This window comes from Streptomyces canus, assembly GCF_030815415.1.
In the GTDB taxonomy this organism is placed as follows: Bacteria; Actinomycetota; Actinomycetes; order Streptomycetales; family Streptomycetaceae; genus Streptomyces; species Streptomyces canus_F.
In genome coordinates this window covers 6,754,528-6,771,704 of sequence record NZ_JAUSWW010000001.1, presented here as the reverse complement: position 1 = coordinate 6,771,704, position 17,177 = coordinate 6,754,528, and the positions used below count along the sequence as shown (strand labels likewise).

Sequence of the window (17,177 nt, the reverse complement as noted above, 5' to 3'; positions counted from 1 at the left end):
GTTCCTCGCGGGAAACAGAGGTGATGCGGTCGGGTAACACCGGCAACGCACGCTCCTGGACATGACCTCGAATACGCGTGTGGTGGTGATCGGCGCCGGCCTCGCGGGCGTCCGTCTCGCCCGGCGGCTCGGCGAGCTCGGCACGCCCGTGACGCTGATCGGCGACGAGGAGCACCGCCCGTACAACCGGGTGCTGCTCGCCGAGGTGCTGGCCGGACGGTACAGCCCCGACGTGATCGCGCTGCCGGCCCCCGCGGAGCTCACCCGCGCCCGGGTCACCGGCATCGACCGGGAGGCGCGGACCGTCGAGTGCGCCGACGGTTCCAAGATCGCATACGACCGGCTGGTTCTGGCCACCGGCTCGAACCCGGTGCTGCCGCCCCTGCGCGGTCTGTTCACCCCCGACCACGTCCTGCCAGAGGGCGTCCACGCCTTCCGCACGATGGACGACTGCCTGGGCCTGTCCAAGGCGGTCCGGCCGGGTGCGAAGGCGGTCGTCATCGGCGGTGGACTCCTCGGGGTCTCCGCCGCCCGGGCGCTCGCCCAGCGCGGCGCGCAGGTGATCCTCGCCCAGCAGTCCGAGCGGCTCATGGAGCGCCAGCTCGACCCGAACGCCTCACAGCTCGTCCGGCGCCATCTGAGCGAGCTCGGCGTCGAGGTCCACACCGATCTGCGGGTGCGTGACGTGCGTTGCGTCAACGGCGCGGTCCGCTCGGTCGAGATGGCCGACGGATACGCCCTCGACGCCGACCTGGTGGTCCTGGCCTGCGGGGTGCGCCCGCGCGCGGGTCTCGCCTGGGGCGCCGGCATCGAGGTCCGCAAGGGCATCGTCGTGGACGACGAACTGCGCACCTCCGACCCGTACATCCACGCCATCGGCGACTGCGCCCAGCACGACGGAAACGTCTACGGGCTCGCCACTCCGGCCCTCGAACAGGCCGAGGTACTCGCCGAGCTGCTGGCCGGGCGGGCGACCGCCCGCTACACCGGCACCCGTTCGCTGACCCGGCTCACGCTGCCCGGTCAGACCGCCTTCGACCTCGCCGCGTTCGGCGAGACGGAGGCACTTCCCGGCGACGACGTCGTACAGCTCGCCGATGCCACCCGAGGCACCTACCGCAAGGTCGTCGTCCGCGACGACCGCCTGGTCGGCGGGGTCCTCGTCGGCGAACTCGGCACCGTCGGCGCGCTCGCGCGCGCCTGGGAGGGAGCAGAGCCGCTCCCCGACGACGGTCCTCTGCTCCACCTGCTCACCAACGATGGAGGCTCCTGATGACCGCCAACAGGGAGACCACTCCCACGATCGTGCTCGTCGGCCACGGCATGGTCGGCCAGCGCTTCCTCGAAGCGCTCGCCGAGCGCGGCCTGACCGCCACGCACCGCGTGGTCGTGCTCTGTGAGGAGCCGCGCCCGGCCTACGACCGCGTAGCGCTCACCTCGTACTTCTCGGGCAAGACGCCCGAGGACCTCTCGATGACGGACATGGAGTTCATCGAGAAGGAGGGCATCGAGCTCTACGTCGGCGACCCGGCGGAGACCGTCGACCGTGACGCCCGCAGGGTGACCGCCCGGTCCGGCGAGGTCTTCGACTACGACATCCTCGTCCTCGCGACCGGCTCGTACCCCTTCGTGCCGCCGGTCCCCAACAAGGACGCCAAGGGCTGTTTCGTCTACCGCACCATCGAGGATCTCCTCGCCATCGAGGAGTACGCCAGGACGCGCACCACCGGTGCCGTGGTCGGCGGCGGTCTGCTCGGCCTGGAGGCCGCAGGCGCGCTGAAGGGCCTCGGACTCACCTCCCACATCGTCGAGTTCGCGCCGCGGCTGATGCCGGTGCAGGTCGACGAGGGCGGTGGCGCGGCGCTGCTGCGGACCATCGAGGAGATGGGGCTGAGCGTCCACACGGGCGTCGGCACGCAGGAGATCGTGGTCGACTCCGAGGGTGCCGTCACCGGCATGAAGCTCTCCGACGGCTCCGAACTCGCCACCGATCTGGTGGTGTTCTCCGCCGGTGTCCGCCCCCGCGACCAGCTGGCCCGCGACTGCGGCCTCACGGTCGGCGAGCGCGGCGGCATCACCGTCGACGAGCAGTGCCGCACGGTCGCCGACCCGCACGTCTTCGCGATCGGCGAGTGCGCGCTGGCCGCCGACGGCCGGGTCTACGGCCTGGTCGCCCCCGGGTACGAGCAGGCCGAGACGGTCGCGGCGACCATCGCCTCGGACGAGGCCTCGTTCCTCGGCGCCGACCTCTCCACCAAGCTGAAGCTGCTCGGCGTGGACGTGGCCTCCTTCGGTGACGCGCACGGCGCGACCGAGGACTGCCTCGACGTCGTCTACTCCGACTCCCGCTCGGGCCTGTACAAGAAGCTCGTCATCGGCCGCGACGGCACGCTGCTGGGCGGCATCCTGGTCGGCGACGCCGAGGCGTACGGCACGCTGAAGGCCTTCACGGGTTCGGTCCCGCCGGTCTCGCCCGAGTCACTCGTGCTGCCCGCCGGTGCCGGCGAGTCCGTCCAGCTCGGCCCGAGCGCCCTGCCGGACGACGCGATCATCTGCTCCTGCAACAACGTCCGCAAGGGCACCATCCGCGGCGCGGTCACCGAGCACAACTGCACCACCGTGCCCGAGGTGAAGAAGTGCACCAAGGCCGGTACGACCTGCGGCAGTTGCGTCAAGGTCCTGGGCCAGCTGGTCACCGCCGAGCTGGAGGCGTCCGGCGTCGTCGTCGACAAGGGCCTGTGCGGCTGCTTCTCGCAGACCCGCGAGGAGCTCTACGAGATCGTCCTCGCCCTGCGCATCAACACCTACCAGGACCTGCTGGACCGCTACGGCCGCGAGGGCGCCCGGGGCGGCGACGGCTGCGAGACCTGCAAGCCGGCCGTGGCCTCGATCATCGCCTCCCTCGCCTCGACCATCGGGGCCGACGTCTACGTCCTGGACGGCGAGCAGGCCGCGCTCCAGGACACCAACGACCACTTCCTGGCCAACCTCCAGAAGAACGGCTCGTACTCGGTCGTCCCGCGTATCCCCGGCGGTGAGATCACCCCGGAGGGCCTGATCGTCATCGGCGAGATCGCCCGCGACTTCGGCCTCTACACGAAGATCACCGGCGGTCAGCGGATCGACATGTTCGGCGCCCGCGTCGAACAGCTCCCGCTGATCTGGACCCGGCTGGTCGACGCGGGCTTCGAGTCCGGCCACGCGTACGGAAAGTCGCTGCGTACGGTCAAGTCCTGCGTGGGCCAGACCTGGTGCCGCTACGGCGTCCAGGACTCGGTGCGCATGGCGATCGACCTGGAGTTGCGCTACCGGGGCCTGCGCTCCCCGCACAAGCTGAAGTCGGCGGTGTCGGGCTGCGCCCGCGAGTGCGCCGAGGCCCAGTCCAAGGACTTCGGGATCATCGCCACCTCGGGCGGCTGGAACCTGTACGTCGGCGGCAACGGCGGCGCCACCCCGCGCCATGCGGACCTGCTGGCCCAGGACCTCAGCGACACCGAACTGATCAAGCTGATCGACCGGTTCCTGATGTTCTACATCCGCACCGCCGACCGCCTGGAGCGCACCTCCACCTGGCTGGAGCGGATCCCCGGCGGCCTGGACCACGTCCGGGACGTGGTGGTGGAGGACTCCCTCGGCATCTGCGAGGAGCTGGAGTCGCTGATGACCTCGCACGTCGCCCACTACCGCGACGAGTGGTCCGACACCATCAACGACCCCGAGAAGCTCGCCCGGTTCGTGTCCTTCGTGAACGCGCCGGACACCCCCGACCCGGTCGTCGGCTTCGTCCCCGAGCGCGACCAGATCAAGCCCGACCTGCCCCTGCTGTCCATCGGCATGCGCCCCGCTGAAGACGTCCTGGAAGGAAGCGCCCAGCGATGACCCTGGCACCCGAGACGACCGCCCTGAAGATCCAACTGCGCCTCGACGACGGCTGGTTCACGGTCTGCGACCTGAACGTCCTGCTGCCGGGCCGCGGCGTGGCGGCCCTGCTGCCCGACGGCCGGCAGGTGGCCCTCTTCCGCGACCGCGCGGGCGAGCTGTACGCCATCGACAACCGCGACCCGTTCGGTGGCGCGGCGGTCCTGTCCCGCGGACTGACCGGCACCCACGAGGGCCGGCCGTTCGTCGCCTCGCCCCTGCTGAAGCAGCGCTTCGATCTGCTGTCGGGACAGTGCCTGGACGACGAGACGGTACGGATCCCGACGTACCAGGTCCGGGTGTCGTGACCCGCTCCCGGCCCAACCTTTCTTGACCGACCGTTCTCATTGGATCTAGGCTGCGACACATGGCCAGGACCAAGGAGTTCGATCCGGAGGCCGCGCTGCAGGCAGCCCTGGAGCTGTTCTGGCGGCGCGGCTACGAGGCGACGTCCATGTCCGACCTCGTCGAGCACCTCGGCATCGGCCGCGCCAGCCTCTACGCGACCTTCGGCAACAAGCACGAGCTGTATCTGAAGGCACTGGAGCGCTATCAGGAACAGCTCCCGGACCTGCTCGGGGAGCTGTCCCGGCCGGGCCCGGTACTGCCCGCGGTACGGGCGCTCGTACGGCGTTACGCGGACGAGGCCACCGCCGAGAACCTGCGCCTGAACGGCTGTTTCATCACCAACACGGCGGCCGAGCTCGCCCCGCACGACCCGGCCGCCGCGCGGCAGGTCGAGCGGAACTGGGACCACGTGGAGACAGTGCTGCACTCGGCGCTGGTCCGCGCCGGGGCCCAGGGCGAGCTCGGCGCGGGCCGCGATCCGCTCGCCCTCGCCCGCATGCTGCTGGTGCTGCTCCAGGGCCTCAAGGTGGTGGGCAAGGCGTCGCCGGACCCGGCGCGGGTGCGGGACGCGGCGGAACAGGCTCTGACACTGCTGGACTGAGGGCGGCTGCTCACCGAGGGCCGCCGTTTTTATTTGACGCCATAATGAACCGTTCGGTCAAGAATAAGGGGAGATCATGACCAGCACGCGTTTCCACGACAGGACCGTTCTCGTGACCGGCGCCGGCTCCGGCATCGGCCGTGCCGTCGCGCTGGCGTTCGCCGCCGAGGGGGCGCAGGTCGTCGTGGCCGGGCGGCGACGGGAACCCCTCGACGACACGGCGGCCCTGATCGAGGAGGCGGGCGGCAAGGCGCTGGCGCTCACCGCCGACGTGTCCCGTGCCGCCGACGTCCAGGCCGTCGTGGCCGCCGCCGTTGACCGCTTCGGCTCCCTCGACGCGGCGGTCAACAACGCGGGGGTCTTCCGGGGCGGGCAGCCGCTGGCCGACCTGTCGGAGTCCGACTGGACCGAACAGCTCGACATCAACGTCACCGGCGTCTTCCACGCCCTCCAGGCCGAGGTCCGTCAGATGCGGTCCCAGCCGTCCGGCGGCGCGATCGTCAACATCGCCTCCGTCTTCGGCGTCCACGCCCGCCACCCGGGCGCCACCGCGTACGCCGCCACCAAGGCCGCCGTCTCCGTCCTCACCCGGGGCGCCGCACGCGACCACATCGGCGACGGGGTCCGCATCAACGCGGTCAGCCCCGGTCCCGTGGAGACGGAGATGTCCCTGCTCCCCGGCGAGACGGAGGCCGAGCGCGCCGAGCGCATGGAGAACTCGGTGCCGCTGGGCCGCGCCTCCACCACGGCGGAGATCGCCGCCGCGGTCCTCTATCTGGCCTCGGACGACGCCGCGTCCGTGGTGGGCGCGGACCTGGTGGTGGACAGCGGCAAGACCACGTGAACGCTCCGCCGGAGTGCCGCACACCGGGCTAGGACATGAGGTCCCGGGTGTGGGACAACGCTTGCTCGATGGCCATCAGAAGCCTGTGCTCTCCCTCGATGATGCGCAGGTCGCTCTGCCAGGCGTCGACGGTCACCCATCCGTGACCGGTGAGCTCGGGGACCGGCCAGCGGCCCTCCTTGAGGTCGGCCGGTGGCTCGGGCAGGCGCATCAGCAGGGTGCCCGTCCCCTGGGCGGCGACGGCCGCGACGCCCTTGTGGGCCAGGAGCGGAATGCCATAGGCGCCGTTCAGGGGCACGCCCAGAGCCAACTCCTTCAACCGATCCAACAGATCGGGGTGCGCGTGCAGCTGCCACTCACCCAACGTGTAGTCGCCCGGCCTGCCTGGTGGCGCACCCTGCGCCCGCAGGTACTCCAGCAGCGGGGTGTTCAGGGGATGCTTCGGCAGCTTCGTCGGTAAGTCCGGTCGCATGGCGAGTGACCCTAGGCCTTCAGGACGTCGTACGACACTCCCGTGAGCCGCTCGGACGCGACCCAAAGCCGTTCGCCCGCCTGGTCGTTGTGGGTCCAGGGCGCTCGCCAGGACGGTCCCGGCGAGCCGCGCCAGCCCGCGAGGGACGGGCCGGTGAAGGAGTCGGGGGACACGTCGGGGGCGGTGGCGGCGTAGAGGGTGGGGAGGGCGCCCGCCTGCGCCGACTGGGCGAAGAACCTGTTGCCGACGGCCATGAAGCGCTCGGTGAAGCGGCGGCCCGCCATCCGGGGTCCGGCCGCCTGGAGGTTGGTCGCCGCGTATCCCGGGTGGGCGGCCGCCGCGACGACGTCCGAACCGTGGGCGGCGAGCCTGCGGGCCAGTTCGTGGGTGAAGAGCAGGTTGGCGGTCTTGGAGCGGGCGTAGGCGACCCAACGGCGGTACCTGTGTTCGCTGTTGAGGTCGTCGATGTCGATGTTGGCCAGGGCGTGCGTCGTGCTGGAGACGGTCACCACCCGCGCGCCCGGGGTGTCGAGCAGCGCGGGCAGCAGCAGCCCGGTGAGTGCGAAGTGGCCCAGGTGGTTGACGCCGAACTGGGTCTCGAAGCCGTCCGCCGTGGTGCCGTACGGCAGGGCCATCACGCCCGCGTTGTTGATCAGCAGGTCGAGCCGGTCGTACGGCAGCGTCCGCGCGAACTCCCTTACGGAGGCGAGGTCTCCGAGGTCGAGCCGAGCGAACTCCACCTGTGCGCCCGGCACTTCGGTGACCAGCCGGTCCCCCGCCTCGGTCCCGCGCGCCTCGCTCCGGCAGGCGAGCACCACCCGGGCGCCCTTGCGTGCCAGCTCGCGCGCGGTGACGTAGCCGATGCCGCTGTTGGCACCGGTGACGACGGCGGTGCGGCCGTGCTGTTCGGGGATGTGCTGCTCGTTCCAGCCGGAGGACATGCCCGGGCTCCTTCCCGCCGCTTCGGCGCTTGCCGCCAGCCTGCCCCCGATGAGGCCCGCCGTCGACAGGACACCGGGAAACCTTGGACTCGCCATGGACCACGCGTTCATGGCCTGTCCATGACATCGCTACCGAGTTCCCCTAGGTTTCCACCCGCACGCTCCCGCCCCCGACCGGTGGCGGGACGGTCACGGCACCCCTTGGAGCGACAGTGGAACGTCGTACCTTCCTCCGTGCGACCGCCATCGGCGGCACCTCCGCCGTCTTCGGCGGTACCCTGTGGCGCGGCGCCGCGTACGCCGCACCGGCCCAGCCCGGCACGGGCCCCTACGGGGCGCTCGGATCCCCGGACGCCAACGGCATCAGACTCCCGTCGGGCTTCACCAGCCGGGTCATCGCCCGCTCGGGCCAGACGGTCACCGGAACGTCGTACACCTGGCACAACGCCCCGGACGGCGGCGCCTGTTACGCGGACGGCACGGGCTGGATCTACGTCTCCAACTCGGAGATCAACCCTTCCGGCGGCGCGAGCGCGGTGCGGTTCTCGTCGAGCGGCGCGATCACCTCGGCGTACCGCATCCTGTCCGGCACCCGGCAGAACTGCGCGGGCGGCAGGACCCCGTGGAACACCTGGCTGTCCTGCGAGGAGGTCGACCGGGGGTACGTCTACGAGACCGATCCGTGGGGCACGAACGCGGCGGTGCAGCGACCCGCGATGGGCCGTTTCAAGCACGAGGCGGCCGCGGCCGACCCGGTCCGCCAGGTGATCTATCTGACCGAGGACGAGACGAACGGCCGCTTCTACCGCTTCGTACCGACGACTTGGGGCAGCCTCGCCTCCGGCACCCTCCAGGTACTGGTCGCCGGCACCGCCACCTCGGGCTCCTACACCTGGACGACCGTCCCCGACCCGGACGGCTCCCCCACGTCGACCCGCACCCAGGTCTCCGGCTCCAAGTCCTTCAACGGCGGCGAGGGCTGCCACTACGCCGACGACAAGGTCTGGTTCACGACCAAGGGCGACAACCGCGTCTGGCAGCTCGACCTCACCGCGAACACCTACGAGCTGGCCTACGACGACTCCCTGGTCACCTCCGGCACGGCCCCGCTCACCGGCGTCGACAACATCACCGGCTCCTCCTCCGGCGACCTCTACGTCGCCGAGGACGGCGGCAGCATGGACATCTGCCTGATCACCCCCGACGACGTGGTGACACCGTTCCTGAGAATCGACGGCCAGTCCTCCTCGGAAATCACCGGCCCGGCATTCTCCCCGAACGGCACCCGGCTGTACTTCTCCAGCCAGCGGGGCACGACGGGGAGCTCATCGGGCGGAATCACGTACGAGGTGACGGGTCCGTTCCGCTCATAGGGCTCGCCGCCTCAGCTGACTTTGCCGGGTGGATCACAATGCCCTTACGTGCGACCGGACTTGAGCGGTCACTGTGCGCTTCCGTTCGGTCGCGTCACGTTCGCGTCACGGGTTCTTCACACCACTTCCACCAACACGGTCTCGCACTACCTTCGGGCACCTCTTGTCACCACCAACCCCGTAAGGACCCGCCGTGAACCTGCTCCGCAAGCCCGGCGCCATCGTCGTCGCCGCGCTGGCCCTCGCCGTCCTGCCCTCAGCCGCCCAGGCGCACGACGGCGACCACCCGTTCGCCAACTGCACCGAGGCGTACGAGAACGGCTACGCGAACATCCCCGAGAGCGACGAGCACTACGGCACCCATCTGGACCGGGACGGCGACGGCATCGGCTGCGACAGCCCGCCCGCGGACTTCACCCCCGCCGAGGACCAGGAGGCGGACGCTGCGGCCCCGAAGGACACGGACCTCGCCGAGACCGGCGGCGACGACAACACCCCGTACTTCGCGGCCGCCGGCATGTCCGTCATGCTCGCCGGGGCGGGCGTCCTGGTCGTCGTGAACAGGCGGCGCGCGGACCACCACTGAACGCAGACCGAAGGGGCGGCACCCCCGCACAGGGTGCCGCCCCTTCCTGGTGATCCGGAACCGGCGCCCATCGGTACTGAGGGTCGGGGACAAGCGTCGGTTCCGGGGTCGTGGTGGCCGTGCGGCCCTAGCGGTGGTCGCTGCCCGCCGACTCCGAGGCCGCGCGGCCGGCCTCCAGGCGGGCCACCGGGATACGGAAGGGCGAGCAGGAGACGTAGTCCAGGCCGACCTCGTGGAAGAAGTGGACCGACTCCGGGTCACCGCCGTGCTCGCCGCAGACGCCGAGCTTGAGGTCGGGGCGGGTCTTGCGGCCGGCCTCCGCCGCCAGCTTGACCAGGGAGCCGACGCCGTCCCTGTCGATCGTCTCGAACGGGCTGACGCCGAAGATGCCCTTCTCCAGGTACGCCGTGAAGAAGGACGCCTCCACGTCGTCCCGGCTGAAGCCCCACACCGTCTGGGTGAGGTCGTTCGTGCCGAAGCTGAAGAACTCCGCAGCCTCCGCGATCTGACCGGCGGTCAGCGCGGCGCGCGGGAGCTCGATCATCGTGCCGATGGTCAGCTTGAGCTCGGTGCCCGTCGCCGCCTCGACCTCCGCGATGACCTGGTCGGCCTCCTCGCGGACGATCTCCAGCTCCTGGACCGTGCCGACGAGCGGGATCATGATCTCCGCGCGCGGGTCGCCCTTCGCGGCCTTCCGCTCGGCCGCCGCCTCCGCGATCGCCCGTACCTGCATCGTGAACAGACCCGGGATGACCAGGCCGAGGCGTACACCGCGCAGACCCAGCATCGGGTTCTGCTCGTGCAGCCGGTGGACCGCCTGGAGCAGCCGCAGCTCGTTCTCGTGCGGCTCCTGACGGGACTCCGCGAGCGCCACACGCACCGACAGCTCGGTGATGTCCGGCAGGAACTCGTGCAGCGGCGGGTCCAGGAGCCGGACCGTCACCGGCAGGCCGTCCATCGCCGCGAACAGCTCCACGAAGTCCTGCTTCTGGAGCGGGAGCAGCTGCTTCAGCGACTCCTCGCGCTCGTTCTCCGTGTCGGCCAGGATGAGGCGCTCGACCAGTTCACGCCGGTCGCCGAGGAACATGTGCTCGGTACGGCACAGGCCGATGCCCTGGGCTCCGAAGCGACGGGCGCGCATGGCGTCCTCGGCGTTGTCCGCGTTGGCCCGCACCCGCAGCCGGCGCTTGCGGTCGGCGAACGCCATGATCCGGTGCACGGCCTCGACCAGCTCGTCGGCGTCCTGCGCACCCGCGTGCATCCGGCCCTCGAAGTACTCCACGACCGGGGAGGGGACGACGGGCACCTCACCGAGGTACACCTTGCCGCTGGACCCGTCGATGGAGATGATGTCGCCCTCCTCGACCACATGGCCGCCGGGCACCGTCATCCGCCGCCGCTTGGTGTCGACCTCCAGCTCCTCGGCACCGCACACACAGGTCTTGCCCATGCCGCGCGCGACCACGGCCGCGTGCGAGGTCTTGCCGCCGCGCGAGGTCAGGATGCCCTCGGCGGCGATCATGCCGTCCAGGTCGTCGGGGTTGGTCTCCCGGCGGACCAGGATGACCTTCTCCCCGGAGCGCGACCACTTCACCGCGGTGTACGAGTCGAAGACCGCCTTGCCGACCGCCGCGCCCGGCGACGCCGCGATGCCCCGGCCGACGGTCTGGACCTTCGTGTCCTCGTCGAAGCGCGGGAACATCAGCTGGGCCAGCTGGGCGCCGCTGACGCGCTGGAGCGCCTCGGCCTCGTCGATCAGACCCTGGTCCACGAGCTGCGTGGCGATACGGAAGGCCGCGCCCGCCGTGCGCTTGCCGACGCGGGTCTGGAGCATCCAGAGCTGGCCGCGCTCGATGGTGAACTCGATGTCGCAGAGATCCTTGTAGTGGTTCTCCAGGGTCTCCATGATCTGCATCAGCTGGTCGTACGACTTCTTGTCGATCGACTCCAGCTCCGCGAGCGGGACGGTGTTGCGGATACCGGCGACGACGTCCTCGCCCTGGGCGTTCTGGAGGTAGTCGCCGTAGACGCCCTGGTGGCCGCTGGCCGGGTCGCGGGTGAAGGCGACGCCGGTGCCGGAGTCGGGGCCGAGGTTGCCGAAGACCATCGAGCAGACGTTGACGGCGGTGCCCAGGTCGCCGGGGATGCGCTCCTGGCGGCGGTAGAGCTTGGCGCGGTCGGTGTTCCAGGAGTTGAAGACCGCCTCGATGGCGAGGTCCATCTGCTCGCGCGGGTCCTGCGGGAAGTCCCGCCCGGCCTCGGTCTTGACGATCTTCTTGAACTTGGTGACGAGCTTCTTGAGGTCGGCCGCCTCCAGGTCCGTGTCGACGTGGACCTTCTTGGCCGCCTTCGCCGCCTCCAGCGCCTCCTCGAAGAGCTCGCCGTCGACACCGAGGACCGTCTTGCCGAACATCTGGATGAGACGGCGGTAGGAGTCCCAGGCGAACCGCTCGTCGCCCGCCTGCTCGGCGAGGCCCTTCACCGACCTGTCGGAGAGGCCGATGTTCAGGACCGTGTCCATCATGCCGGGCATGGAGAACTTGGCGCCGGAGCGGACCGAGACGAGGAGCGGGTTGTCGGCCTGGCCGAGCTTCTTGCCCATCTGCGTCTCGAGCGCTTCGAGGTGTGCACTCACCTCGTCACGCAGTGCCACGGGCTCGGCGCCGCTCTCCAGGTAGACCTTGCAGGCTTCGGTCGTGATGGTGAAGCCGGGAGGAACGGGGAGTCCCAGGTTGGTCATCTCGGCGAGGTTCGCGCCCTTGCCACCCAGGAGGTCCTTGAGGTCCTTGTTCCCCTCGGTGAAGTCGTAAACGAACTTCGTTACGTGGGGTTCTTTGTTTTCCGACACGGTTCTCGACTCCCTCGAGGACGCGGTGGCTGCCCTGACGACGGGGAACATACCCAGATCGAAGGCTTCTGGGGAGGTCCACTTGCGCGTCATGTGCCTGTAACCACTCGTCCGCCAGCGGATTGAAAGTCAAAGCTTGGCAAGCGTCAGGACTCGGATGTTTTCACTTCTTGAACACGAGAGCTCTCGAAGTGGCGGCATATCGCTCACCTGAGCGGCATTCGGCACGCCTGATTTCGATCGATGAACGATCAAAGGGTGGCACCGAGTGCCACCCTTTGGAGAAGTGCAGTCGCTCAAGATCCGCTCATCTGAGCGCTACCCCTATCAAGGGTGGCGAGAATCACGCTGCCACAGGCGCCCGGATTTCACCATGCGGACGGGTGTCCGGACCGAAATGCGCCGGTCACACACCGAGCGCGGCCAGCCGCTCCTCGACCCGCTCAGGGGCGTAGAGGTGCTCCACGACCAGCGCTCCCGCCCCCACCAGTCCGGCCCGCTCCCCCAGCCGTGACGTCACGACGTCCAGATGAGCGGTCGAGCGCGGCAGCGCCCGCTGGTACAGCAGCTCCCGCACCCCGGTGAGGAAGGCGGTTCCGGCCAGATCGCCGGCGATCATCAGAACCCCGGGGTTCAGCAGCGTCACCACGGTCGCCAGGACGTCCCCGACCTGCCGCCCGGCCTCGCGGGCGAGCGCGGCCGCCTCCGGATGACCGGCGGTCAGCAGGTCCCGCACATCCGCTCCGGAGGCCGCGGGCACCCCCGCCTCGGCCAGCCGCCGCGCCACGGCGCCACCACTGGCGACTGCGGCCAGACAGCCGTGGGAACCGCACCGGCACAGCGCGTCCGCGCCCACCCGGATATGGCCGATGTCCCCGGCGCCCCCGTCGATGCCCCGGAAGATCGAGCCGCCGACGACGACCCCGGCACCGATGCCGGTCGAGACCTTGACCAGCACGAACGCCGAGCAGTCGGGACAGGACGTGCGCTGTTCGCCGTACGCCATGAGGTTGGCGTCGTTGTCGACGAGGACCGGCACCAGGGCCGCCCCCGTGTGTTCGGTGAAGGAGCGGGCGAGGCGGCCTCTTATGTCGTAGCCGTCCCAGCCCGGCATCATCGGTGGCTGGACCACTCGGCCACTCTCGCTGTCGACCGGTCCCGGCACCGCGAGCCCGATCCCGCAGACCTCGTCCGCGCGGTGGCCCGCCTTCTCCAGCAGCTCGGCGAACCAGCGGCCCAGCTCCCCCAGCACCACGTCCGGCCCGTCCTCGATGACGAGCGTGCCGCTGTGCTCGGCGAGAAGCTCGCCGGTCAGCGACACGACAGCCGCGCGGGCGTGCCGGGTGTCCAGGTCGGCGGCGAGGACGACGGCATGGGCGTCGTCGAACTCCAGGGTGATGGAGGGACGCCCGCCGAGCGGGGAGTCCACGGGACCGCCGGCGCCCTCGCGCAGCCAGCCCGCGCGGAAGAGACGGTCCAGGCGCTGGCCGACGGTGGCACGGGACAGCCCGGTGGCCTGCTGGAGCGCGCCGCGCGTGATCGCACGCCCGCTTCGTACCAGTTCGAGCAGATCACCGGCGCTTCCCTGACCCCGTCCGGTCATGCGCACCCCCTTGTGTTTCTCAACTCTGCATTACATATTGAGTTTTGCGTGTTAAATAGACGTAACCCTACGGTAGCCACGACCGAACCGGTCGGCCGGACGTCTTTCGGGGAGCCCCGAGTGGATCGCACTGCCCAGCTCACAGCCCGTCTCACAGAACGTGAGTTTGTATACGATCCACCGCCGACCCGGAGTTCGCTGCACCTCAGGGCCGCTCGGGTGCTGGAGGACAACTGGACCGGCACCTCCACAGTGCCCTCGCGCGGCCTGTATCCGCACCAGTGGTCGTGGGACTCGGCGTTCATCGCGATCGGCCTGCGGCATCTGTCGCCGCTCAGGGCGCAGACGGAGCTGGAGACACTCCTCGCCGCCCAGTGGGACGACGGGCGCATCCCGCACATCGTCTTCAACCCCTCCGTGCCGCTCGACGCGTACTTCCCGAGCCCCGACTTCTGGCGCTCCTCGACCGCGGGGCGCGCCGCGGGCGCCCCGCGCACCGTACAGACCTCGGGCATCGTGCAGCCACCGGTGCACGCGCTGGCCGCGTGGCTGGTGCACTGCTCGGACCCGGGTCTGTCACGGGCGCGCGGCTTCCTCACCCGGATGTACCCCCGGCTGGCGGCCTGGCACCGCTATCTGCTGCACCGGCGGGACCTGGGCGGAGGTTCGCTGGCGTCCGTCGTGCACCCCTGGGAACAGGGGATGGACAACAGCCCCTGCTGGGACCTGCCGCTCTCCCGCGTCACCCCCGCCCCCGCCCGCTCCTTCCGGCGCGCCGACCTCGACCACGGGTCGGCTCAGGACCGGCCGACGGATCTGGACTACGGGCGGTATGTGCGGCTGGCGACGGACTACCGGGACGGGGAGTACCGGGACGGGCTGGACGGGAGACAAGGGGGCGGCCGTAGCGAATTCGCCGTCGAGGACCCCTCCTTCAACGCCCTGCTCATCGCCTCCGAGCACGCCCTCGCCCGTATCGCGCAGGAGCTGGGCGCGACCGGCACGGCCCGGCACGCGCGCGCCGAGCGTCTGACGGCGGCGCTGATCGACCGGCTGTGGGACCCGGCGGAGGGCATGTTCTTCTCCCGGGACGTGCGGGGCGGGGGCCTGATCCCCGAGCGCAGCGTGTCCGGGCTCATCCCGCTCCTGCTGCCGACGCTCCCCCGGGACATCGTCGAGGCGCTCGTCCGTACGGCCGCCTCCAAGCACTTCGGCCTGGGCGGCACCACCCGCCTCGTGCCCAGCTACGACCTTCTCGGCGAGGCCTTCGACCCGCACCGCTACTGGCGGGGCCCGGCCTGGTTCAACACCGGCTGGCTGGTGGAGCGGGGCCTGCGCACCCACGGCGAGCGAGGCCGCGCCGACGCCCTGCGCCGGGCCGTCCTCGACATCGCGGACACCTCGGGCTTCGCCGAGTACGTCGACCCGTACACCGGTGAGGCCTGCGGCGCGACCGGCTTCGGCTGGACCGCCGCGCTCACGCTCGATCTGCTGCACACCGGCACAGCCAAGGGAGGGGACCGGCAATGACGGACCGGCATCATCTGCTCGTGCACGGCGGGACGTTCGCAGCCGTGGGCGACGGCGGAGACATCAGCGGGGTCCGGGGCGGCGCCTCCCCGTCCCCGGAAGGCTTGTTCGTACGCGACGCCCGCCACCTCAGCCGCTGGCAGCTGACGGTCGACGGCGCCGTGCCCGAGGCCCTCACCCCCGTCGCCGACGGCGACACCGCGCGCTGTGTCCTCGTCCCGCGCGGCGGCCGCCAGGAACCGCCCGCGTACACGATCTTCCGCGAACAGGCCGTGGGCGACGGCTCGTTCATCGAGTCCCTGCGCGTCACCAGCAACCGCCCGGCGCCGGCCACGGTCCGGCTCGCGGTCACCGCCGACGCCGACTTCACCGACCAGTTCGAACTCCGCTCCGACTACCGCACCTACCCGAAGACAGGAGCCACCCGCTCCCGCGAAGTCCTCGACGCGGGCGTCGAGTTCACCTACCAGCGCGGCGAATGGCGTTCCTGTACGACGGTGACGGCCGAGCCCGCTCCGGACGGCGTCGAGGAGACGGGCACCGGAGCCCGGCGCCTGGTGTGGACGCTGGAACTGGAGCCGCACGGCACGGCGGAGCTGACGCTGCGGGTGATGGCACGGCCGCACGGCGACAAACGGACCCTGCGGGTACCGAAGTCACCGGCCGCTCTGAACTCACAACTCCTCGCCATGGAAGGCGAGTTCGTGGAGGGCGTCGCCTTCCCGACCGGCTGGCCCGAACTGGCCGCCGCGTGCGCCCGTGGCCTCGCCGACCTCGCCTCGCTCCAGGTCCCGGCGACCGGACCGGACGGCGAGGAACTGCGCGTCCCGGCCGCCGGCGCGCCCTGGTTCCTGACCCTGCTGGGCCGCGACGCGCTGCTCACCTCGCTGTTCGCCCTCCCCTACCGTCCCCAGCTGGCAGCCGACACCCTCCCCGCGCTCGCCGCGGCCCAGGCCACGGAGGTCGGCGCGGACTCGGTGGCGCAGCCCGGAAAGATCGTGCACGAGGTGCGGCACGGGGAGCTGGCGCACTTCGGCCAGGTGCCGTACGGGCGTTACTACGGCTCGGTGGACGCGACGCCGTTGTTCCTGGTGCTGCTCGGGGCGTATGTGGAGCACACGAGGGACGTCGCGATGGCCCGGCGTCTGGAGTCGCATGCCCGGGCGGCGATCGGCTGGATGCTGGACCACGGCGGGCTGACCTCGCGCGGATACCTCGTGTACCGCGCCGACCAGGGCGGGCTCGCCAACCAGAACTGGAAGGACTCGCCCGGGGCGATCTGCTGGGCCGACGGGACGCGGGCGAGCGGGGCGGTGATGGCGGCCGGGGCGCAGGGGTACGCGTACGACGCGCTGCGGCGCACGGCCTGGGTGGCGCGGACGGTCTGGGCGGACGAGACGTACGCGGCGCTCCTCGAACAGGCCGCGGGCGATCTGCGGGACCGTTTCCAGCGGGACTTCTGGATGCCGGACCGGACGTTTCCGGCGCTGGCGCTGGACGGCGAGGGACAGCAGGTGGACGCGCTGGCCTCGGATGCCGGGCATCTGCTGTGGTCCGGGCTGCTGGACAAGGAGTACGGGGAGGCGGTGGGGCGGCGGTTGCTGGAGCCGGACTTCTTCTCCGGGTGGGGGGTGCGGACGGTGGCGGCCGGGCAGTCGGCGTATCACCCGCTCTCGTATCACCGGGGGTCGGTGTGGCCGCATGACAACGCGCTGATCACGCTGGGGCTGGCTCGGTACGGGCTGCATGACGAGGCGCGGGCGGTCGCGCACGCGTTGGTCGACGCGGCGACGACCACGGGGCATCGGTTGCCGGAGGTTATCGCGGGGTACGGGCGGGACTCGCATCCGGAGCCGGTGCCGTATCCGCATGCATGTGTGCGGGAGTCTCGGTCTGCGGCGGCGCCTCTTGCTTTGTTGACCGCGGTAGGGGGTGCGTAGACGCTCCGCTGGGAGGGCCGAATTTCGGGTGCGGGTGCTTCGTGGCTTGTCGCGCCCACGCGGCGGAGCCGCAAATCGATACAGCCCCGCGCCCCTTAGGCGGGTGCAGTTGCCTTTGGTCTGCTGTTTGCTGCCTGTTTGCCCGGGGCTGTGAACGGCCCTCGTGAGAGAGC

At 70.7% G+C, this 17,177-nt stretch carries 13 protein-coding genes; 9 read left to right on the top strand and 4 right to left on the bottom strand.

All coding sequences use genetic code 11. The features are described 5' to 3' along the window. Positions 1–61: 61 nt before the first annotated feature. The 5 genes from QF037_RS31285 to QF037_RS31265 all read left to right on the top strand — a co-directional run bounded on the left by QF037_RS31285 (position 62) and on the right by QF037_RS31265 (position 5,711). Entirely contained in the window at positions 62–1,273 is a 1,212-nt protein-coding gene (locus QF037_RS31285; RefSeq protein WP_307030919.1) for an NAD(P)/FAD-dependent oxidoreductase, read from the top strand. Next, the gene (gene nirB / locus QF037_RS31280; RefSeq protein ID WP_307030917.1) at positions 1,273–3,879 is read left to right on the top strand and encodes a nitrite reductase large subunit NirB; all 2,607 of its coding nucleotides are present in this window, start codon (positions 1,273–1,275) and stop codon (positions 3,877–3,879) included. The genes QF037_RS31285 and nirB overlap by 1 nt, the downstream gene beginning before the upstream one ends. After that, positions 3,876–4,226 (top strand): nitrite reductase small subunit NirD, encoded by a 351-nt coding sequence (gene nirD, locus QF037_RS31275; protein ID WP_307030915.1) that lies wholly within the window; start codon positions 3,876–3,878, stop codon positions 4,224–4,226. The genes nirB and nirD overlap by 4 nt, the downstream gene beginning before the upstream one ends. Positions 4,227–4,285: 59 nt before the next feature. Then, on the top strand, positions 4,286–4,867 hold the full coding sequence (locus QF037_RS31270) for a TetR/AcrR family transcriptional regulator (protein WP_307030914.1): 582 nt from the start codon (positions 4,286–4,288) through the stop codon (positions 4,865–4,867). Between the two features lie 76 nt (positions 4,868–4,943). Beyond that, a complete protein-coding gene (locus QF037_RS31265) occupies positions 4,944–5,711 on the top strand; it encodes an SDR family NAD(P)-dependent oxidoreductase (protein ID WP_307030912.1) in 768 nt (255 codons plus the stop codon). 28 nt (positions 5,712–5,739) lie between these two features. On the opposite strand, the gene QF037_RS31260 is transcribed toward QF037_RS31265, so the two are convergent. Together QF037_RS31260 and QF037_RS31255 are read right to left on the bottom strand one after the other, a co-directional pair. Next, positions 5,740–6,183: a hypothetical protein gene (locus QF037_RS31260; RefSeq protein WP_307030910.1), complete on the bottom strand. Its 444-nt coding sequence runs from the start codon at positions 6,181–6,183 to the stop codon at positions 5,740–5,742. 11 nt (positions 6,184–6,194) lie between these two features. Further along, entirely contained in the window at positions 6,195–7,124 is a 930-nt protein-coding gene (locus tag QF037_RS31255) for an oxidoreductase (protein ID WP_307030908.1), read from the bottom strand. A gap of 212 nt (positions 7,125–7,336) precedes the next feature. Between QF037_RS31255 and QF037_RS31250 the strand changes: the two genes are divergently transcribed. Together QF037_RS31250 and QF037_RS31245 are read left to right on the top strand one after the other, a co-directional pair. Beyond that, a complete protein-coding gene (locus QF037_RS31250) occupies positions 7,337–8,497 on the top strand; it encodes an alkaline phosphatase PhoX (RefSeq protein ID WP_307030906.1) in 1,161 nt (386 codons plus the stop codon). Between the two features lie 193 nt (positions 8,498–8,690). Then, the gene (locus QF037_RS31245) at positions 8,691–9,083 is read left to right on the top strand and encodes an excalibur calcium-binding domain-containing protein (RefSeq protein ID WP_307030904.1); all 393 of its coding nucleotides are present in this window, start codon (positions 8,691–8,693) and stop codon (positions 9,081–9,083) included. 127 nt (positions 9,084–9,210) lie between these two features. On the opposite strand, the gene ppdK is transcribed toward QF037_RS31245, so the two are convergent. Both ppdK and QF037_RS31235 read right to left on the bottom strand, forming a co-directional pair. Continuing rightward, positions 9,211–11,931, bottom strand: a complete 2,721-nt coding sequence (gene ppdK, locus QF037_RS31240; protein WP_307030902.1) for a pyruvate, phosphate dikinase — start codon at positions 11,929–11,931, stop codon at positions 9,211–9,213. Positions 11,932–12,337: 406 nt separating this feature from the next. Beyond that, positions 12,338–13,534 (bottom strand): ROK family protein, encoded by a 1,197-nt coding sequence (locus tag QF037_RS31235; RefSeq protein ID WP_307030900.1) that lies wholly within the window; start codon positions 13,532–13,534, stop codon positions 12,338–12,340. A 120-nt stretch (positions 13,535–13,654) separates the two neighbouring features. Between QF037_RS31235 and QF037_RS31230 the strand changes: the two genes are divergently transcribed. Beyond that, a complete protein-coding gene (locus QF037_RS31230) occupies positions 13,655–15,064 on the top strand; it encodes an MGH1-like glycoside hydrolase domain-containing protein (RefSeq protein WP_307030898.1) in 1,410 nt (469 codons plus the stop codon). Then, a complete protein-coding gene (locus QF037_RS31225; protein ID WP_307030896.1) occupies positions 15,061–17,004 on the top strand; it encodes an amylo-alpha-1,6-glucosidase in 1,944 nt (647 codons plus the stop codon). Before QF037_RS31230 ends, QF037_RS31225 begins: the two co-directional genes overlap by 4 nt. Positions 17,005–17,177: the final 173 nt, after the last annotated feature.